Below are 18907 nucleotides of genomic sequence, written 5' to 3'. Positions count from 1 at the left end.
TAATAACTTCCTTAAATTAGTCTGTAAACTCTTTATTTCTATAAATTAAATAACCTACCATTAAAAACATCAATCCTAATAATACACCTATTAACCAATAATGAATCCCAAACTGACTTGACTCCTGCATAAATGCTTTAAAGTTTTGATTAAATAGCTCTGTTGGAGAATTATCATAAATAACATCAAATTTATGACTGATCATCGTCAATACTTGTAATATCATTGCAGATTGATAGTAAAAAATACTAATAATAATGATAACTATTGCAAGATTAGCTTTAAAACTATTAATAGCATGGGCTAGAGCGAGACCACCAAATACAATAGGGGCCATATTAACTAACGCTATTAAATAATTCGTGAGTGCTGTTTGATCAAAATCAAATAATGTGATACCTAATATAACTGTTACAGCAGTACTAATAAGAGATAAAACTGAGAAACTCAGGATATAAACTATAAATTTGCCCCAATAAATTGATGAAACTGCTGTATCAAAAGAAATTGAAATTTTATTTAAAGCTTTGTTTTGCTTACTATTCACTAACATGTTCATGGATGCACCAATAACCAAGATGAGTAATCCAGCTGTAATCACATTAGTATAGAAAAACTTAGCATTACCATAAGGAAAATTATTTTCCGTTTTATCAAAATAACATAATGTGAGTGCCGCAAGTATCATTAGAACATTACAAACAATTAAGTATATATATAATCCTTTACTATGAAATATTCTATAAAGCTCACTTTTCATATAATTAATCATGCTATTTTTCCACTCCCTTATTCAAGAAATAATCTTCCAAATTCGTTGTTTCAATCTTGAATTCTTCAACTGCGATATTATTATTAAGTAGTAACTGATTAATATCACTACTTTCTATATTGGGTGGTTCTATAACAATTTCTTTATTATGCAATACTTTATATTTAATATTTTCAATATGTTCTTCTAATATTCTTACTGCGCTTTCAGGTTTATCAACTTTTATTATCAATTGACGCTTCCCTTTACTGAGCATTTGTTCTTTGCTTATATCTTCAATAATTTCGCCCTTTTCAATGAATACAAATCGATACGCAAGCTGTTGTAGTTCATTTAAAATATGGCTAGATATTAATATTGTAATTCCATTTTCTTCGTTTAATTTTAAAATTAAATCTCGAAAACGTTTAATACCTTGTGCATCTAATCCATTAATCGGTTCATCTAGTACTAATATATCTGGCCCTGTCAATAAAGCCAAAGCTATACCAAGCCTTTGCTTCATTCCTAATGAATATTGCTTTACCTTTTTAGTGGCATTCTTCAAACCCACTAGCGTTAATACTTCTTCTATTTTTTCATTGTTCGTAACACCACGTTGAATACTAAAATAGTATAGATTTTGATAAGCAGTAAAATTAGATATAAATTCTGGTGTTTCAATCATAAATCCTACTCTTTTTCGCCCCTGATTATTAATATTATAGCCATCTTCTCCAAACAATTTGATACTACCACTCGTAGGATGGATTTGATTCGCAATTAATTTAAATAACGTCGATTTACCTGCGCCATTTCGTCCGATAATCGCGCATATTTCTCCTTCATAAAGATTGAAATCGGTAGGTTGTAACCCATAGTCATGTTTAAACTTTTTAGATAATTGCTTTGTTTGTAAGACTGGATTCATTTAATCATCTCCTTCGCTATTCTTACACTTAACATAACGAAATATTCCTTAAGTTCCTTTAAGTAAAATATAAAGAAATCATAAAGATTTTAGATCAACATAAACCCAATCCCCCACACTGTTTGTATATATATTTTAGTTGTATGCAGCGCTATCTTCTTTCTAATATTAGATATATGTACATTGATGGTATTGTCATCACCTAAATAAATACCTTGTATGGATTCATAAATCTTTTGCTTTGAAAATGCCTTCTCAGGATATTGCATTAACAACTTCATAATCTCGAACTCTGAATTAGTTAAATTAATTTCAGTATCTTTATAGAACATTTGATACTTACTAATGTCCAAAGTAAGATTTTTCCATTTAAGTTGCTCCATTTGAGGTTTGTTATCTAAATTTCTCAGTTGAACTGAAACACGAGCTGTTACTTCTTTAGCATCGAATGGCTTAGTCATATAATCATCTGCACCTAAATCTAATAGTTTTACTTTTTCTTCTACATCAGTCTTAGCAGATATAACTATAACTTTGCTATATGTATTTTCTTTTATATATGGGAGCAATTCTTCACCACTTAATTCTGGTAACATCAAATCTAAAATCACTAAATCAAACTGATTATTTTTTAATGTTTGAAGCGCTTCTTGACCTGAATAATTAATAGTTGTATGTACCGTCATCTTTGTAAGAGTTAAAGATAAAATATGTGCTATATCTATATCATCTTCAACGATTAATGCGTTATATGACATATTAAGACCTACCTTTTCTTTATAACTTTTTAATGAGTAATCTTTCATATTTAATTATTTTAACAACATTATAAATTACTTTATAATTAAACTATTAGAATCATTATATATTTACAATACCATGTTTCAAATACATTGGAGGTTATACATCATGCTACGTAAAATTGAAATGTTAGCGTGTGTGATTGTCTGTTTATTAGCTATTGTCATGATTGTTTGGAATATTATCCATGGTTTTAGTTTATCTGTATTTATTCCATTTCTTATTATCGCATGTATTAGTATTTATTATTTTGTTAGAGCGTTTAAAGACAATCATAGTTAAAACGAATCGTTTTTCAAATAAAGTTGGACACATTATTAAAATGCGTCCAACTTCTTTTTGTGATTTGAATGTTTTTGTTGAAATTAAGTATTTAATATTTAAAAGATTGTTACAAAACTATTTATTTAATTTGTTTAATAGTATATATTTAAGTTATGAAAAATAACGAGGTGACATAATGGATAATTATCAGTTTGAAAGACCAACAAACCGAGTAGCGGAAATGATTCTAGGTATTATGGGAAGTATTTTCGGTATGCTTGGTGGATTATTTGCGATTATGGTGGGTAGTATCGGTAATGAATTTGAAGCTTCAGATAGCGGACAAGTTTTCGGACTAGGTGTCGCTGTCATCCTTACATGTATTATCACTTTAATCTTAAGTTGTATCATCAATAAGAAAAGAGTTTTAATGGGTGTTTTATTAGTTATTGGTGGCCTTTTAAACTTCATCTTTATCGGTTTCTTTGGTATCTTATCAGGTATTTTAATTTTAGTTGCTGGTATTCTAGCTTTAATTCGAAAATAACAACGCACTGACCTTCATCAACTTATCCGATGAAGGTTTTTTTAATTAATTTAATATTCCCTACAACATCAAATGTAATCAATAGCACAAATCACTTCAATAGCACTACTTTTTTATTTATACCAAATGATATTTGGTCACTTTTTATAATTTTGTGATATTATTTCATTAATAAGTGATATTTTAAGGGGAACATAGATGATTAGGGAACAATTAAGACCATTTCGTAATAAAAATGTCGTAGTCACTGGTAGAGTTGAATATGTGGGCTATAAAAACAAATTGAATCGCGATATTCCATATTTGCGCAATGTCAAAATCTTATTAAAAGATGTTCAAATTAATGGCGCTATGATTGACCATATATGGTTGTTTGAGCGACAAAAATATTATGACATTGCTTTTTCACTTCTTTATAAAAAAGTAAAATTTAGAGCAACTGTAGTGCCCTATTTAAAAGTAGGAGAGCATTGTTTCAAAGAAGATTACGGTATACAGCGAAAAAGTCGATTGATGACTGAAGCAGAATATTATGACAACAAACCTTTTATTAAATAACATCTATCATACATTAATGCGCATGTTATCTAAGTACTTCTAGTACTTCTAGATACATGCGCATCTCATTATTCTTTCATTTTTGATTTTCTAGCTTGTTGTGCACGTTGCCATTCTCCTAATAACATAAATAATCCCATAATTGTTAAGAAGATGATAGGCATTAATCCTAATTCAAAATAATTCATCATATAACCATATGTGACACCTACAACTAATACAATTGGCATAATTAAACCTAATATTTTACTACCTGTTCGAGATAAAAAATATTGCAACGCTAAAATGATGACATAAATAATAACAGGAAAGAAAATACTCAAAAATTTCAACGTGTTATTCCGTCCTTTCGTTAAAATTTAAAAATACTTCATTCATCTCTGTATTCATCATTACATTTATATCATTTCACATGCAACCCTCTATAGCGATTCAACGTACCTATCAGTTCTTGTTTACGTGGTAAAGCTAAATTACCTGGATGACCTTGATGATGTGACATAGCCTCTAAGCCTTGCTCGTCAATCAATTGATAAACTGCATCGACTATCTCTACAATCGTCTGCTCGTTATTCACCTTATGACGTTGCATATAATCTAACATCATTGCCAAACAATTAGTCTGACTATCATCTACTAATTGTTCTAACCCAGATATATCAATCGGCTCTTTACCATACATCACTGCATGTTGGCCTTTTGCTTTTAACCGACCATCTTTACCCTTTTTAGTAAAGCTTGATGTAAGTGGGACTCTTGACGGGATGTTACCAAATGATTGTTGTGAAATCATATCTCTTTCATATCCAGTGGAATGCGCTATTGCCTTAGCTTCTTCAGTGACATCTTTGAGTACATATTCATCCATCATCAGTACTTGATCAGCCACTTCAAAATAATCGCCTGACCCACCTACAATTAAAATAGTCGATACATCATAGTCATCATATAATGGTTTCACTTTATTTGAAAATGGTGTAATCGGTTCTTTCTCGGGCGCTATTAACTTTTGCATACGGCCATCACGAATCATAAAATTCGTAGCCGAGGTATCTTCGTCAATTAACATTACTTTTGATTGTGCTTCAAGTGCTTCCATGACATTTGTAGCTTGTGATGTACTACCACTGGCATCATCCGTTGAAAATTGACTTGTATCCTTTTTACCTGGCAAGTGATCAATAAATGGCTGTATATTCACTTTTTCAACACTACGACCGTCTTCTGCACGAATCTTCATGGCACTGTCGTTGGTAATAACATATTCTCGTCCATCACCAGCAATATGGTCATAGACACCTCTCTCTAATGCTTGTAATAATGTTGACTTACCATGATAGCCACCACCCACAATAAGGGTAATGCCTTTAGGTATTCCCATACCCTTCACCGCTTCACCAAACGGCACATGCATAGTCGTCTCAAATGACTTAGGACTTATAAATGATTTAGCCTTGGACATTGGTCCATCAGATATACCACTTTTCCTCGGTAATATGGCACCATTAGCTACAAATGCGATAAGTTCCTGTTGCTCAAGTTGCGCTCTAATATAAGTTTGATTTAATTTTAATTCAACCTGTTGTTTTAACGATACTTGATCAATTTGTTGATAGTTAAGTGCTTGAGATACAAGTTGAGGTAATAGTTCGGTCAGTGTTGTTGCTGCAGCTTTGCCTAATATTTTGCGTCCTGCAGCTGGAAGACCTACCTCAAGACGCACCTCTATATTATTGTTGTTAATTACTACTGATGTTCTTTTCAACATTTCTTGACCGCAACGATCGATCAATAATTTGTATTGTCCCTTTGATTTAGAAACTAACGATTTCAATACATGTGCGACATTTCTTGTTAAAAAGTCAGCAACAGCTACACGCTTATCTTCAGAATCTAAATATTTATCTGGTATCCCTACAATATCTCTATCAATGATTAATCTTATTTTAGATGGCGGCGCATATGGATCCACTTGTATATGATCAATGGCTAATTGAAAGTCATTAAAATCATAGACATTTTTAATACGTTTATAAGCACCGTATTTTTGACCATCTAATTGAAATAATGTCTTTTTTAAGTCTTGTGCTTGTTTCATTAATCATTCTCCTTAGTATTTGAATCATCTATTCATTCATACTACCCGATAGCCATTTTCCACTAAACACATAAAAGCCATCTTTAGCTATAAAACTAAAAATGACTTTTGTTTTGATTCTATTATTCTATTTTAGACTGACGTTATTCTGACCAAACTGCGTTAATAATATCGTCTGTTTTACGTACACGCCCCATGAATGGGAATATATAGTTTACTTCATACTCATATTCTTGTTCTGACAATGCGCCCATCGCATCTTCAGCAAAAATAATATGATACCCATGTTGATACGCTTCTCTAGCTGTTGTATCTACACCGAAACCTGTCGCAACACCACTTAAGACAATGGTATCTAAACCACGACGTCTTAATTGTAAATCTAATTCCGTACCATAAAAGCTACCCCATTGATGTTTTGTAATACGGAGCGCGTGCTTAATGTCATCTAATTCAGGTGTTAACTGATCAAATTTTTGACGGTCACCCATATCAGCAGCACCTTTAGCCACCATACTTCTATCGGCAATTGGATTTAACATATCCTTACCATCTGTAGTACCAACTTGGAAAAAGACATTCAATGCACCTGCTTGTTCAAATGCACGTGCTAATTTACCCGCATTTTCAGTGATTGTAGCGTATGGATAGGGATGATACGTCATCGGTAAATCTTTCTGTAAATCTACAGCTATAAATGCTACGTTTTTAGGATTAAGTGGTTCTAATTGATTATCCATTAATATCATACTCCTCTATAAATTAAATAATTGCTGTGCATTTTTGTATAAAATCTTATCTTTATCTTCCTCACTGATATCTAATTGATCAACAAAATCTAATGTATCTTTCATAGAAACATATGGATAGTCACTAGAATATAAAATATGATCAGCACCTACTTGTTCATACATTTGCATAAATGGTGGTGCATAAGTATAACCAGAAATTGAATAATAAATATTCTCTTTAAGATAATCACTGACTTTTTTCTTTAGATGAGACAATTGTGGTGGAATTAAAGTATCCAATCTTTGAAGTGCGTATAATACACCTTCCCCATTATGTCCTGTCACTATTTTTAAATTGGGATATTTATCAAATGTACCACTCAACACGATGCGAATTAAGTGAATAGCTGTTTCGATGTGCCAACCCCATCCAGCAGAAGCAAATTGCATTGCCACATCACTTGAATAATTACCTTTGTAATACGTATCGATTACATTCTCAGGCGGAATGGCTGGATGTAAATAGATAGGTACATTTAATTGTTCAGCCTTTTCAAAGATTATTTCAAATTTAGGATGGTCTAAATATTCTCCTAACGTATGACCATTTATAATCGCACCTTTAAATCCAAATTCATTCACAGTACGCTCTAATTCTTGTGCGGCTAATTCTGGCTCAATGGTGGGTAGCGTTGCGAATCCAGCAAGTCTTTCAGGATGCTTTTGAACTGCTTCACCAAGTAAATTATTTGCCTTAGTAGACAGTTGGATTGCCTCATCTCTCTCTAATTGTTGTGTGCCAGGTGCAGTTAGAGACACAATTTGCTTTGCCACTCCCGCTTCATCCATTTCAGCAATACGATTGTCACCTAAGTTCTTCAAACGGTTCATGATAGGTGCTACCGCTTTCGCATGTGGACCATTAGGATCTTCATCTTTAAAAGAATCTAACTCCTCTATAACAAAATGTTCTTCAACAGCAATGACTGGTTTAGATTGAGTCATATAAAAAAGCCTCCTTACAGCAAGAGATATAAAACACCTCAAACTACATTTATATTTAAATCAAATGAATTATAACGCTTACCCAATGATAACGCGAATAATTGGGTTGGTTTAATTTTCAATACTTTACTAAATGATAGTAATCCATATTATTGGTCTAATCATATTTATAACGATTGAAATTCTTTATAAAATAATCAAATATAAAATGATGCATTAATACAAATGTATATTTACACCATTGGAATTTAATATAAATTTACAAAACATTAACTTAATAATTACTTCAAATCAATTTAATTATTTTATCCTATTAATGTAACAATTATATATAATATTGGGAGGAACGCTTATATGTTTTTAAATTCAAAATGGGGAAAGATGACTATTGCAGGTTCAATTTTAACGACGACTTTATTTAGCACAAGTCATCCAACACTAGCTTCAGCAGGTGGTCAAGCACCAGATAGTCAAAATGCTAACAATAGCGAAGCCATTGCCATGGGTAATACTAAAAATCCTAAGAATGTAATCTTCTTAATTGGGGATGGCATGGGACCATCATTTAATACAGCCTACCGTTACTATGCTGATAATCCTAAAACTAAAGAAATGGATAAAACAGCCTTCGACAACTATCTTAAAGGAACAATGCGCGTACATAATGATGATGATAAAGAAAATATTACCGATTCTGCTGCTGCAGGAACTGCATTAAGTACTGGTAAGAAAACATTTAATGGTGCTATCGGTGTAGATAATAACAAACAAGCTCAAAAAACAGTATTAGAACAAGCAAAAGAAAGCGGTAAGTCTACGGGATTAGTTTCGACTGCGGAAATTACTGACGCTACACCCGCTGCATATGCTGCACATGTTGACGACCGTGATAAAAAAGATGAAATTGCTAAACAATTTTACAATGATAAAATCAACGGCCAACATAAAGTAGATGTACTTCTTGGTGGTGGCTCTAAATACTTTGGTAAAGAAAATGGAAACCTAGATAAAAAATTCAAAAAAGATGGTTATGACGTCGTATCAAATAAAAATGAATTAGCTAATTCTAAGAGCGACCAAGTATTAGGTCTATTTGCGGAAGAGAACATGCCGCTACAAATCGATGCACCTAAGAAAAATCCAATGTTAGCTGATATGCAACAAAGTGCATTAAATAAACTTGAGAAAAATAATAACGGCTTCTTCTTAATGGTAGAAGGTGCTTCAATCGATAAAACAGCCCACGCTAATGATGTCACAGGTGTCATGTCAGAAATGGACGGTTTCAACAAAGCATTTGAAAATGCAATGTCATACGCTGAAAATCGTGATGATACTTTAGTTATCGCAACGGCAGACCATTCAACTGGTGGTATGACAATTGGTAGTGGTGAGGAATATAAATGGAACCCAGATGCTATCCATAAAATGAACAAATCAGGTGCACACATGACAGAACAGATTGCAGAGGGTAAAGATGTAGAAAAAGTCATCAAGAACGGATATGGCTTTGACGTGAAGTCTAAACAAATAGATAAAATCAAAGACGAAGCAGATAAATTAAAAGATGTAAAAGATAAAGCCAAAAATGAAGACGATCCTAAAATTGAAAAACAACAAGGCAAACTTCAAGACGCTATCCAAAAACCTATTAACGACAAATCAAGAACAGGTTGGACAACATACGGTCATACTGGCGAAGATGTTAACACATACGCATACGGACCAGGTTCAGACTTCTTAGAAGGCAATGTCGATAACACAGATCAACCTAAAAACCTATTCGACTTCTTTAGCAGCGACGTCACATCATCATAGTATGAAATAAAGCAACATAACTTACTCCTATGACATAATATCATTGAGAAACATGTCTTAATTACTATTGTTAAATATCAAAAAAGCCAACTACCATTGATTTATTGTGGTAGTTGGCTTTTCTATTGTATGAGAACTAAAAATATCGTTTAAGTTTTTAATGTTTTTGAAAAACTTTCTTTAATTTCATTTTTTTTGAGTATCATTGAGTACTATACACCTATAATAATGATTACAGTGCTAATAGATATTGTGATGACTATCAACCATTTTTTGGAATATATTCATGGATTCACATCTTACTAATTAAGTAATATATCATTATAAACAATTAATATGTACGCTGATAACTTATACTATCAGAAAATTTAACCGTTTCTTTTTTATTACGCACAAATTCATAATCTATTGTTTTGACATCACCAGATTCACCACTTAATTTTCCGGATCCTTCTAGTATTAATTTAGGTTCTTTATTTGAAGGAATATCAAAATTATCTCTTATTTTTTTCACATTATTATTACTATTGGATAAATTATATTTTAAAGAATAACTTGGAACTTCCGGATTATATTCTACTTTTCCATTTTTATAAGTAGATAAATTTTTAAAATTACCAAATTGTGAAAAGAACTTAAAATTTTTGATTTTCTTTTCTAACTCCTTATTATTTATTTTTTTAGTTAGTTGTAATTTGTTATTTTTTAACTCTATAGGATATCTCCTTTTTTCTTCATCATCTTCATAATTATCAGGATTATTTTTATACCTGTTTATAAAATAGTAACCTTTTGCTTCTTTTTTGTTTCTGTTAACTTTCAAAAGCATACCTTCTGATATTAAATCTTCGTGCTTTTTTTGTAATGACAGAGACGATTGTAATATCCATACTCCTTTATCATCTTCATCAAATTCTTCATCTCTATAACCTTCTTTATCATACAAATCTTCTAAATTTTTAATTGGATACATCTTTAATGTTTTTGAAAAGCTTTCTTTAATTTCATTCTCTTTTTTCAGTTTCATTGAATACCATCCCCCTACAATTATAATTACAATAAATAAAGGGATTATGATTACTAACAACCATTTTTTAGATATATTCATAGATTCACATCTTTCCATAAAATAATATTCTTCATTTTTATTTTAAATAAATTGACATGTGCTTCTTAGTATCTATAACAATTAAATTTATTTTGCAGTCGGTTGGAATTCAAGAGAATCAGTAAAATAAATATTATTTTTCTTCCCTTCTTCAAAAGTATATTCTATTGACTGATTTCCTAAAGAATCTCCACTTAGTTTCCCTGTACCTTTCATAGTAAATTTAGGTGCTTTTTTTGTTGGTACTTTATATATTTCTCTAATTTTTTTCACATTAAAATCGCCCTTAGATAATTGATATTTTGCTGAATAACTTGGAACTTCAGGATTATAATCTATATCACCATTTTTATATTTTTCTAAATTTTTAAAATTAGCATATTGAGCAAAAAATTTGAATTTTTCAATTTTATTTTTTAACTTTTTATCTTTGATTTCTTTATTAAGAATAATTTTATTTTCTTTAAATTTAATTGGGACTTTAATCTCCTTATGTTTAAGTCTACCATTTTTATCTTCATAAACTTTTTCAATATTGTATGATCCCTGGGTTTCTTTAGTATTTCTATTCATGTAAATAACCATGCCTTCTGATACTAATTCACCACCATCCTTTTCAACATTCATTGTTGATTGCAATATCCACTCACCTTTATCATCTTTATCAAACTCTTCATCTCTACATCCTTCTTTATCAAACAAGTCTTCTAAATTTTTAATTGGATACATCTTTAATGTTTTTGAAAAGCTTTCTTTAATTTCATTCTCTTTTTTTAGTTTCATTGAATACCAAATCCCTCCTATGATTAGTACAATTGCTAAAGGTATGATGATGACTAAAAACCATTTTTTAGATATATTCATAGATTCACATCTTTCTATAAAATAATATTGATTATTATTATTATTTTAATATATATTGCCATCTTATCATTAAAAAATTGGATATTCTTTGTACTCAAAAGAAAACTAAGCAATTTTTACATTGCTTAGTCATTCTTCACTTCATTTTACTCTTCTTCTTGTTCTTTAATGAACTGTTCTATTTCTTGAATTTCTTCTCTTTCATATTCATATTCAGGTATGTTTCCAAATTTTTTGTATTCGTAATAATTTTCTCGAGCTAAAAGTCCAAAACCTGAGTTTTTCCAATCAATATAATCAAAGGACACGTTCAATTTACCTTATTTAACATCTGTATATATTTCTATAGTAATTATAATAATCTCAATAATATAAGATTTGTAAACTTACTATTTAAAACTTCTTTATTAATTTTATTGGTCAAATGTAATAATGATCCAATCGATTAGAGCAGCTACACTTCACTGGATAACTTTGATAAGTAGAAGTAATATTAAATAAAGTGTATCCGGTTCACTATAGATTTCAACCACTCTTTTTCTGTGTTATACTACTAATCATTTTCTCTAAATACTGTATATATTTGTAACATTATGAAGTAAAAATTTTAATTGATAGGTATATTAATTATTCTGTAAACCCTAAATATAACCATTCATCTAATATGTCCCATATATTTTCGTCATATATCGGTTCGTCATCATCAAACCAAATAATAGCACTAGAATTATCATTATGTGCTTTTACCACTATGTATCCTCCCATTCCTGTAGCAAAAATAATAATATAATCATCTAAATTAAAATCTATATGAATATCTAAATCTGAAATGACACCCCAATCATATTCACTCATTACCTCAACATCTTTAATTTCTTGCAAACCCATAAATTTTCCAGGAAAGAAGTAAAAAACATTATGAACTTCTTGATAAAATTCCTTTAAATCATTAGGTAACGTTTCTAAATTTGTATTATTGCTATCTAGCCCTCCTAAATAATAAATAGTCTCATTAGTAGGGTGTTGTAAAATATATACAATATAATACTGGTCTTTATTTTTTATTAATTCACAATCTATTAAATTTCTAGACATATAATTCAATACATTTGATAATTTTTTGCTAAATCCATTTTTCCATATCTCAATAGTTAAATTGACTTTTTGTGTTTTATCTTTAGTTAAAAGTACTCTTTTCCATTTGTCTGGTATATTAGCTTTCTCATAATTCTCTACGTAAACAAATGTTGGATCAAATTGTTGAAATTCTACTAAAAATCCCATTATTTACCTGTCCTTACACTTATATATTAATTAACATTTAAATCTACTTTAGAATATTATAATTCAATCTATATGTCTATTATATAAGTTAAATTTATTTTATTTGTAATCAAAAGAAAACTAAGCAACTTTTGCATTGCTTAGTCATTCTTCACGTCATTTTACTCTTCTTCTTGTTCTTTAATGAACTGTTCTATTTCTATTACTTTTTTAATTGGTACTCCGATTTGGGTTTAATTCCGAATTTTTTATACCTATAATAATTGAATCTGGCATATTGCCCAAAATCCGAGTTTTTCCAATCTATATACCCAAATGATACATTCAATTTTCCTTCATTCGTAAAATTGAATTCACATGATGTCCATGCTTCCTGATTTTCCTTTTTAAAAACATCTCTTAATTTTATAAATTTTTCATGAACCTCTATCAATAAATCTTTGTATATTGCTGAGGACACATTATATAACTTTGGAATATCACCACTATAATATATTTCTTTTTCATTTTTCTTAGTGAAAAAGAAAAACACTTCACTGCCTTCATCATTCACATATGATTTTAAATAAATATTTTCCCATTTATCAGGTATCATATCGCTGACTTGATTAGCGATTTCATTATAAAGCTTACTTAATTGTTCTTCAAAAATCATTTCTATTCCTCCTAAGTATTCTTAATGTATCTAGTATGTTTTTCATCATCAATTTCATATTTCACATTGAAACCTTTTGGTCTATGACTGTCCCCACCATATTGCACTTCAATTTTTATATTTTTTACTTCTCCCCCATCTTTAATTCTTTTCTGCCAATCTTTCTCCATCTTATACCATTGACCATTCTCTTTAAATGATCGGTTGATGTATTTACTTTGAGGTACGAGGTTGTCTATATCTTTAGAACCTCCGAATGCGCATGCTATTAAATGACCACCGTCATTATCTGGTAATCGGTCTTCTCTGCCAACTGTTCGTTGCGCGTATGGATTACGTCCGCCATCATGAGGTGTTAGGTCTTCTGCATATACTTCTTTAATACGACCTTTGTGATCCGTGCGATACACATGTCCATGTGGTGTTGTATATTCGATGTTGGCTTTCAATTTTTTTCGCTTCATAAATCCACGTTCATAATGGTCACCATACTCAACCTTTGTAAGGTTTGGGTCTTCTTGATAATGAACATGGTTTTATAGTTTTCAAAAAAGGAAGCTAAGCTCGATTCATTGCTTAACTTCCGGTTGTATATCCTTACCACTTTAGTTTTGACTAAATCCTTAAGCTTTAGTCATTAATTGGTCCAGTTAATTCTGTAATTAATAGGATATGTTCTCGTATTTTTACAGTATCCATATGTGCTACTTCTTCTTTACCACCTAAGGGTAATATAGGTACATATCCAAAGCATTCATCATATGCTGGTGCTTCTTTTGTTTTTAATGCTTCGAAATACATTTGAGGTTCAATATATTCCTTACAAAGTTCATCATCATCTTTATCAATAATCAAATCTAGTGTATAGTCAAAATTCTTTAATAAAATAGTGGTACTTTTATATCGGAATTTTAAAATCCCCATAAATCCATCTTCTTTTTCTACATAAATGATGTCTCCTAATCCTGTCACAAATAATGGTATAGCTTCCTTATAGAATTGTGTTCCGTACTCCATCAATTCTTTATACTCTTCCGGATTTATACTTTTCATAAACCCATCAAAAAATGTACCTAATCCATATCTTTTCCAGAATTCTAAAACTTTATCAGATATTACACTTTCATACTTATCGATAACCTCTTGTGGTACATTTTCTACCTTTTTAAAATCTTTTATTTCTATCATATTAATCCTCCATTAATTTAGACTTATATTTAAATATATTTTTTCTAGTTCTTTCTCATTAAATTTTTTACTTTGTTCGTAAATTTGAAAATCCAAATCATCAATTCTATATTTCCACTGGCTTCCAAGAGATGAATTAATTTTTTTATCTCCTAACCCACCTATGTTATGTGCATACTCACCAGCTATCATATCTGGGTTATGCAATGCTGCTTGCTTCCGAAACATTTTATTTACTCGAGCTTTCGCTTCATGTTTTGAAAAACCTTGATTTAACAATTCTTCTAATTTTTCATTTTTCACCTTATTCCTTGCTTCTTTTTGATAGTGTTTCGCTTCAATATCTCTCCCATTTTTAATATATTTTTCACGATTATCCATATATTCCTTAACAGTTAATTTATTAAGTCCTGCTTCTTGATCCTTAAGTTGTCTATAGAATTCTTTTTCATCATGTTTGATGTTCCTTTTAAAACCAACTGATATAGGTTCAATTCTTTTAATATTTTCTCTAGAATTATTAGTATGACCTACATGTCTACCTTCACTCTTTACCCTACTATCTTTCGGTGTATGTGTCACTTGATGATTTGGTGTGAAACTACGTTGAATATTCTTTATAGATATTCGGAATTTTATAACAAAAAATGGAGTAGATGAATCCTTTTAAATTCATCTACTCCATTCTTATGTATTATTTTTTATAGAAAAAAATCATCTTAATCCAACTACATTTAATAAATTAAGAACAAAAATAATAACTGCTACAATTATTGAAATTTGTAGTAATTTAACACCTTTGGCTTCATCATATTTTTTATATTTCACGCTACATTTTTCTATTTAACAAATTTAAATTCATCTTCTTTATTTTTCTTCATTAAATGCTTTTGTTCTTTTCCTTTATAATCATATTTATATTCCACTTTTTGAATTAAATCATTATGTGCAAATTTGTATGTAGAACCTTCACCAATTCTATCAGGTACATCAATGTTTAGTTTCCAGTCGATTTCCATTTTCAACGTTTTGCTTTTTTTATCATATTTAACAGAATCTTCTTTGATTGTATACTTGTCACCTTGCTGTTTAGCTAATTTAACTTGTTCATCTACATTCTTCTTCACTGATTTCGGTAAGTCATCTTGAGAATTGTGACTACATCCAACTAGACAGCAACTCATTACAATTAATATATATAACAATTTTTTCACTGTATTTATCCACCTATCTTTGTATTAGTAATATCACTATGAAAATAAATAGCCAAATTGCCATTAATAATGGTCTTATTGATATGAGTCTCCATCGTCCTTTTGTCATTCTAAAAATGATATCTATAATAATGTAAATCACAAATATTACGATAAAAATATATATTATGATAATGTTTCCAAATGCAAAATCTTCTTTATACTGTGATGATGCTTTGATTGACATTGTGATCATAAATATAAATGAGATCAATAATGATATTATGCCCTTATATTTAGCTATTTCTAAATTAATTTTCATACTTTCAATTTTGTCATATTTATGTTGTGTAATCATTTTATCTGATGACTTTGTTAGCTCTTGAATCTTTACTTTCAAAGGCCTAGACCACAAACCCCTTACACCCATAATTCCATACAACAACACACCTATATTTAATATGAGCATCAAGTTTTCAAACTGATTTGCACTTTCTTCTTTTATGAGAATCACAGGTATTAAATATAAAATAAGAGCTAAAATATATGTCATTATTGGCAATACTTTAAGACCGCCCGAATGCATTACTGATGTAAAATGCACCAAATAAAATAAACCAAACACGATAATCACAAGTATAATATCCATTATGTGTTAGAGACCTCCATCACTTTGACCTTTACATCAACCCAATTCAAATCATCTATTTCATTTATGATATGATAATATGGTGAAATTCTTCTTAGATTATTTGTTTTAGCGAACTCTTCTATTTCAAGTAATAATTTTTCTTCTTCCTTTGAATAATCAGGACCACTCATTCTTCCATGCAACATTTGATCAATATATAAATATGTCATAAATTTCAAATGCTCATTAGGAACAAATGACTTATCCACAGGCATCATCAATTTTACATTAACTCTACTGTCTTTCATCACCTGTGTATACACCATAATTAGTGGACCATTTTTCTCTAAATCAAAAGCATTTATTAAATTATAAAAATCAATTACACATTCATCGAGTTTGTTAATACTGTAATCAACGTATTCTTTATATACTACATTTCGGTACATTATTTCTGAAAAATTCATTTTATTCATCTAGTTCAACCTCATCTATATTAATTTCAGCATGAATTTCATATACTTCACCACCAAAATAATCAGTCATTACATGATAAAAGGGTTTATCTGACAGGGCTATATTATTTTCAGAAGCAAACGTCTGAATACCTTCATATACAACTTCAAAGTCATCTTCATCAAAACATTTATGAGAAATTGTTGGATAAACTTCCAACGTAGGTTGATACTTAATATTTAATTCAGGTATGTCTTCAATTTCATCATTGAGTGGTATATATGTCACAAAATTAACTTCACCCATACCCACAATCTCTTTATTAAAAATAATGGGTCCCATTGTATATATATCATTCGACACAAAGAACTCTTTAATTCTTTTCATCTCATCTTTCCAATAATCTGGATGAATAGAAAATTCCATTTTCGCTATATGAGGCATTATTAATACATCTAATTCCATTAGTCCCATCCTTTATTATTTTTTAGTTATTTTTGTCATCATTTACTTCTGTATAAACATTTACATACAGTAAATAATATTGAGTAACTATAAAGTTACATGCAAAATAAATAGTAGAGATAATAAAAATATAAAATGTGATTCTGCAATGTTTGGAACAACAAAATATTCTACAATTTTTTGAATATATATCAAAGAAGCTAACCCCTTCAAAATAATGATAGCCACCATCTTATTCTCTTTTGACCAATTAGGAGTAAACATCATTAATAATATACTTAATATATGAGCAGTAGAACAAAATAATAATGTCATAATTCCAAAATACCAATAATTATCCAAATAATAATGATGCTCAGCAGCCACAAAAAAGTATAAATTGTAAAATGTCATATATACAGTATAACTACTTAATATGTTAATTATTAAATAACGCTTTGCTCTTTTTATAGGATTCGTCACTTTTTTTCTAAGAATTGTAAAAGGCCTAGAATATTAATTATAATTGCTATTATCGTAGTTACTACTAGGTAAATCGGTGTATTCTCTATAGTCAAATGAAAGTTATATTGTAAACATGAAAAAAATATAAAAATTAATGAAAATATATTTAAATATTGAATTGCCGGTTTTCTTAATTGATTCAATGATTCTTCCAATTTATTTAACCACCTTTATTTCATATATATCACTTTCTAACACATATATGTATATACAAATAGGACGACATTCTCATTAAACCGTCCTAAACTACATTCTATTCGTTTTATTGTCTTAATCGTGATTGTTGTATTTTAAATACAAGCCATGTACCCATAGTAAATAAAATAATGCCAATGACAAATAATGGTAATCCTAACGTATTAAAAGTTTCACCGTATAATTTTGTTCCTATATCATTAAAATCAGTTTTCATTACAAAGTAAAATAGAATAGACATCAACGTTATGAAAGCGTATGTTCCAATGATTGACAAATATATCGTTGGTTTTGATACAGATTCAAGTGCTTTTGAATTTTTATGTGGTGTGTAGACAAATAACCACATAACATTCAGTGCTACCATTCCAAAGCTACCTACACATAGAATAAATCCATATACACTTATTAAACTTAAAATACCTGCAATTGTTAAAAGTATCCACCAAGTATATTTCATACTACGACACTTCTTTTCTCGTTTTGTTATAACTTAAGATAGAAATACCACTGATTAACCAAGCAATAAATGTTAATAGATTAGCACTAATCACTGCTCCAATAATATGCAAAATACCGCTCATTTTATTATTCACAAATAACTTTTTCATAGCGAAAATACCTAATAAATCTGAAACTAATGAAATTACAAAGAAAATGGCAAATACCGTAACGAATGTCGTTTGAGCTGTTTCTGGACTTTGTACTGTTTCCTTTCCATTAACAGTTGTGGTTAAATCAGGTTGTATAATTCCTGTGGCTGATAAAATTAAAAATAATAAAAACAATAATGTTAAAAAGCTTTGTATGATAACGCCAATTAAAGACGTCACTTTAATTAATTTTTCCATTTATTTTCC

24 protein-coding genes and 3 pseudogenes are annotated in these 18907 nt (G+C 29.8%); 4 read left to right on the top strand and 23 right to left on the bottom strand.

Annotated elements, in window-relative coordinates:
* Positions 1-16: 16 nt before the first annotated feature.
* From JX000_RS00670 to JX000_RS00660, 3 genes are all read right to left on the bottom strand, one after another.
* Positions 17-772, bottom strand: coding sequence for a hypothetical protein (locus JX000_RS00670; RefSeq protein WP_206140770.1), 756 nt, complete (start codon positions 770-772; stop codon positions 17-19).
* Position 773: 1 nt separating this feature from the next.
* Positions 774-1682, bottom strand: coding sequence for an ABC transporter ATP-binding protein (locus JX000_RS00665; RefSeq protein WP_002451394.1), 909 nt, complete (start codon positions 1680-1682; stop codon positions 774-776).
* Positions 1683-1771: 89 nt separating this feature from the next.
* Positions 1772-2440 (bottom strand): response regulator transcription factor, encoded by a 669-nt coding sequence (locus JX000_RS00660; RefSeq protein WP_206140769.1) that lies wholly within the window; start codon positions 2438-2440, stop codon positions 1772-1774.
* A 151-nt stretch (positions 2441-2591) separates the two neighbouring features.
* Here JX000_RS00660 and JX000_RS00655 point away from each other — a divergent pair, with 151 nt between their 5' ends.
* The 3 genes from JX000_RS00655 (at position 2592) to JX000_RS00645 (ending at position 3852) form a co-directional block, all read left to right on the top strand.
* Positions 2592-2765: a hypothetical protein gene (locus JX000_RS00655; protein WP_002451396.1), complete on the top strand. Its 174-nt coding sequence runs from the start codon at positions 2592-2594 to the stop codon at positions 2763-2765.
* A gap of 178 nt (positions 2766-2943) precedes the next feature.
* Complete coding sequence (locus tag JX000_RS00650; RefSeq protein ID WP_002451397.1) at positions 2944-3294, top strand: DUF4064 domain-containing protein; 351 nt, start codon at positions 2944-2946, stop codon at positions 3292-3294.
* A 198-nt stretch (positions 3295-3492) separates the two neighbouring features.
* Complete coding sequence (locus JX000_RS00645; protein ID WP_002451398.1) at positions 3493-3852, top strand: hypothetical protein; 360 nt, start codon at positions 3493-3495, stop codon at positions 3850-3852.
* 68 nt (positions 3853-3920) lie between these two features.
* Here the strand turns inward: JX000_RS00645 and JX000_RS00640 are convergent, their stop codons facing one another.
* From JX000_RS00640 to JX000_RS00625, 4 genes are all read right to left on the bottom strand, one after another.
* Positions 3921-4184 (bottom strand): hypothetical protein, encoded by a 264-nt coding sequence (locus JX000_RS00640; RefSeq protein ID WP_206140768.1) that lies wholly within the window; start codon positions 4182-4184, stop codon positions 3921-3923.
* A gap of 71 nt (positions 4185-4255) precedes the next feature.
* Positions 4256-5950, bottom strand: a complete 1695-nt coding sequence (locus JX000_RS00635) for an ABC-ATPase domain-containing protein (protein WP_206140767.1) — start codon at positions 5948-5950, stop codon at positions 4256-4258.
* Between the two features lie 143 nt (positions 5951-6093).
* Complete coding sequence (locus JX000_RS00630; protein ID WP_206140766.1) at positions 6094-6690, bottom strand: isochorismatase family protein; 597 nt, start codon at positions 6688-6690, stop codon at positions 6094-6096.
* A 15-nt stretch (positions 6691-6705) separates the two neighbouring features.
* Positions 6706-7686 carry an amidohydrolase family protein gene (locus JX000_RS00625; RefSeq protein WP_206140765.1) on the bottom strand — a complete coding sequence of 327 codons (981 nt, stop codon included), beginning with the start codon at positions 7684-7686 and terminating at the stop codon, positions 6706-6708.
* A 354-nt stretch (positions 7687-8040) separates the two neighbouring features.
* Here JX000_RS00625 and JX000_RS00620 point away from each other — a divergent pair, with 354 nt between their 5' ends.
* Positions 8041-9504, top strand: coding sequence for an alkaline phosphatase (locus JX000_RS00620; RefSeq protein ID WP_206140764.1), 1464 nt, complete (start codon positions 8041-8043; stop codon positions 9502-9504).
* Positions 9505-9835: 331 nt separating this feature from the next.
* On the opposite strand, the gene JX000_RS00615 is transcribed toward JX000_RS00620, so the two are convergent.
* The 16 genes and pseudogenes from JX000_RS00615 to JX000_RS00545 all read right to left on the bottom strand — a co-directional run bounded on the left by JX000_RS00615 (position 9836) and on the right by JX000_RS00545 (position 18898).
* Positions 9836-10612, bottom strand: a complete 777-nt coding sequence (locus tag JX000_RS00615) for a tandem-type lipoprotein (RefSeq protein WP_206140763.1) — start codon at positions 10610-10612, stop codon at positions 9836-9838.
* Positions 10613-10699: 87 nt separating this feature from the next.
* On the bottom strand, positions 10700-11476 hold the full coding sequence (locus tag JX000_RS00610; protein WP_206140762.1) for a tandem-type lipoprotein: 777 nt from the start codon (positions 11474-11476) through the stop codon (positions 10700-10702).
* Positions 11477-11622: 146 nt separating this feature from the next.
* Positions 11623-11796 (bottom strand): annotated as a pseudogene (locus JX000_RS00605) (immunity protein YezG family protein); the annotation flags it as partial.
* Positions 11797-12103: 307 nt separating this feature from the next.
* On the bottom strand, positions 12104-12760 hold the full coding sequence (locus JX000_RS00600) for an SMI1/KNR4 family protein (RefSeq protein ID WP_206140761.1): 657 nt from the start codon (positions 12758-12760) through the stop codon (positions 12104-12106).
* 161 nt (positions 12761-12921) lie between these two features.
* Positions 12922-13415 (bottom strand): annotated as a pseudogene (locus JX000_RS00595) (TIGR01741 family protein).
* A gap of 11 nt (positions 13416-13426) precedes the next feature.
* Positions 13427-13951: pseudogene (locus JX000_RS00590) on the bottom strand (DNA/RNA non-specific endonuclease); the annotation flags it as partial.
* A 94-nt stretch (positions 13952-14045) separates the two neighbouring features.
* Positions 14046-14603 (bottom strand): T6SS immunity protein Tdi1 domain-containing protein, encoded by a 558-nt coding sequence (locus JX000_RS00585; RefSeq protein ID WP_206140759.1) that lies wholly within the window; start codon positions 14601-14603, stop codon positions 14046-14048.
* A 12-nt stretch (positions 14604-14615) separates the two neighbouring features.
* On the bottom strand, positions 14616-15185 hold the full coding sequence (locus tag JX000_RS00580) for a polymorphic toxin type 15 domain-containing protein (protein WP_241004992.1): 570 nt from the start codon (positions 15183-15185) through the stop codon (positions 14616-14618).
* Between the two features lie 257 nt (positions 15186-15442).
* A complete protein-coding gene (locus JX000_RS00575; RefSeq protein ID WP_107532628.1) occupies positions 15443-15817 on the bottom strand; it encodes a hypothetical protein in 375 nt (124 codons plus the stop codon).
* A 13-nt stretch (positions 15818-15830) separates the two neighbouring features.
* Positions 15831-16445, bottom strand: a complete 615-nt coding sequence (locus JX000_RS00570; RefSeq protein ID WP_206140758.1) for a DUF5080 family protein — start codon at positions 16443-16445, stop codon at positions 15831-15833.
* Positions 16445-16903, bottom strand: a complete 459-nt coding sequence (locus JX000_RS00565; RefSeq protein ID WP_107532626.1) for a DUF5085 family protein — start codon at positions 16901-16903, stop codon at positions 16445-16447. The genes JX000_RS00570 and JX000_RS00565 overlap by 1 nt, the downstream gene beginning before the upstream one ends.
* Positions 16896-17348, bottom strand: a complete 453-nt coding sequence (locus JX000_RS00560) for a DUF5085 family protein (protein WP_107532625.1) — start codon at positions 17346-17348, stop codon at positions 16896-16898. The genes JX000_RS00565 and JX000_RS00560 overlap by 8 nt, the downstream gene beginning before the upstream one ends.
* Positions 17349-17435: 87 nt before the next feature.
* The gene (locus JX000_RS12280; RefSeq protein ID WP_422802312.1) at positions 17436-17741 is read right to left on the bottom strand and encodes a DUF5079 family protein; all 306 of its coding nucleotides are present in this window, start codon (positions 17739-17741) and stop codon (positions 17436-17438) included.
* Between the two features lie 65 nt (positions 17742-17806).
* Positions 17807-17995 carry a DUF5079 family protein gene (locus JX000_RS12275; protein ID WP_277395366.1) on the bottom strand — a complete coding sequence of 63 codons (189 nt, stop codon included), beginning with the start codon at positions 17993-17995 and terminating at the stop codon, positions 17807-17809.
* A gap of 119 nt (positions 17996-18114) precedes the next feature.
* A complete protein-coding gene (locus JX000_RS00550) occupies positions 18115-18507 on the bottom strand; it encodes a DUF5084 family protein (RefSeq protein ID WP_145506508.1) in 393 nt (130 codons plus the stop codon).
* Between the two features lies 1 nt (position 18508).
* The gene (locus tag JX000_RS00545; RefSeq protein ID WP_145506511.1) at positions 18509-18898 is read right to left on the bottom strand and encodes a DUF4064 domain-containing protein; all 390 of its coding nucleotides are present in this window, start codon (positions 18896-18898) and stop codon (positions 18509-18511) included.
* Positions 18899-18907 lie beyond the last annotated feature (9 nt).

This window comes from Staphylococcus sp. SB1-57, assembly GCF_017086425.1.
GTDB classification, from domain to species: Bacteria; Bacillota; Bacilli; order Staphylococcales; family Staphylococcaceae; genus Staphylococcus; species Staphylococcus warneri_A.
The sequence above is the reverse complement of the archived record's forward strand: the minus strand, read 5'-3'. Positions and strand labels throughout refer to the sequence as shown.

Excerpts from the sequence above, each read along its gene's own strand:
- JX000_RS00660 (WP_206140769.1), bottom strand. The coding sequence starts at position 2,440 with ATGTCATATAACGCATTAATCGTTGAAGATGATATAGATATAGCACAT.
- JX000_RS00585 (WP_206140759.1), bottom strand. The coding sequence starts at position 14,603 with ATGATAGAAATAAAAGATTTTAAAAAGGTAGAAAATGTACCACAAGAG.
- JX000_RS00565 (WP_107532626.1), bottom strand. The coding sequence starts at position 16,903 with ATGAATAAAATGAATTTTTCAGAAATAATGTACCGAAATGTAGTATAT.
- JX000_RS00665 (WP_002451394.1), bottom strand. The coding sequence starts at position 1,682 with ATGAATCCAGTCTTACAAACAAAGCAATTATCTAAAAAGTTTAAACAT.
- JX000_RS00620 (WP_206140764.1), top strand. The coding sequence starts at position 8,041 with ATGTTTTTAAATTCAAAATGGGGAAAGATGACTATTGCAGGTTCAATT.
- JX000_RS00600 (WP_206140761.1), bottom strand. The coding sequence starts at position 12,760 with ATGGGATTTTTAGTAGAATTTCAACAATTTGATCCAACATTTGTTTAC.
- JX000_RS12280 (WP_422802312.1), bottom strand. The coding sequence starts at position 17,741 with ATGACATTTTACAATTTATACTTTTTTGTGGCTGCTGAGCATCATTAT.
- JX000_RS00670 (WP_206140770.1), bottom strand. The coding sequence starts at position 772 with ATGATTAATTATATGAAAAGTGAGCTTTATAGAATATTTCATAGTAAA.
- JX000_RS00645 (WP_002451398.1), top strand. The coding sequence starts at position 3,493 with ATGATTAGGGAACAATTAAGACCATTTCGTAATAAAAATGTCGTAGTC.
- JX000_RS00550 (WP_145506508.1), bottom strand. The coding sequence starts at position 18,507 with ATGAAATATACTTGGTGGATACTTTTAACAATTGCAGGTATTTTAAGT.
- JX000_RS00650 (WP_002451397.1), top strand. The coding sequence starts at position 2,944 with ATGGATAATTATCAGTTTGAAAGACCAACAAACCGAGTAGCGGAAATG.
- JX000_RS00570 (WP_206140758.1), bottom strand. The coding sequence starts at position 16,445 with ATGGATATTATACTTGTGATTATCGTGTTTGGTTTATTTTATTTGGTG.
- JX000_RS00560 (WP_107532625.1), bottom strand. The coding sequence starts at position 17,348 with ATGGAATTAGATGTATTAATAATGCCTCATATAGCGAAAATGGAATTT.
- JX000_RS00610 (WP_206140762.1), bottom strand. The coding sequence starts at position 11,476 with ATGAATATATCTAAAAAATGGTTTTTAGTCATCATCATACCTTTAGCA.
- JX000_RS00625 (WP_206140765.1), bottom strand. The coding sequence starts at position 7,686 with ATGACTCAATCTAAACCAGTCATTGCTGTTGAAGAACATTTTGTTATA.
- JX000_RS00630 (WP_206140766.1), bottom strand. The coding sequence starts at position 6,690 with ATGGATAATCAATTAGAACCACTTAATCCTAAAAACGTAGCATTTATA.
- JX000_RS00545 (WP_145506511.1), bottom strand. The coding sequence starts at position 18,898 with ATGGAAAAATTAATTAAAGTGACGTCTTTAATTGGCGTTATCATACAA.
- JX000_RS00635 (WP_206140767.1), bottom strand. The coding sequence starts at position 5,950 with ATGAAACAAGCACAAGACTTAAAAAAGACATTATTTCAATTAGATGGT.
- JX000_RS00615 (WP_206140763.1), bottom strand. The coding sequence starts at position 10,612 with ATGAATATATCTAAAAAATGGTTGTTAGTAATCATAATCCCTTTATTT.
- JX000_RS00655 (WP_002451396.1), top strand. The coding sequence starts at position 2,592 with ATGCTACGTAAAATTGAAATGTTAGCGTGTGTGATTGTCTGTTTATTA.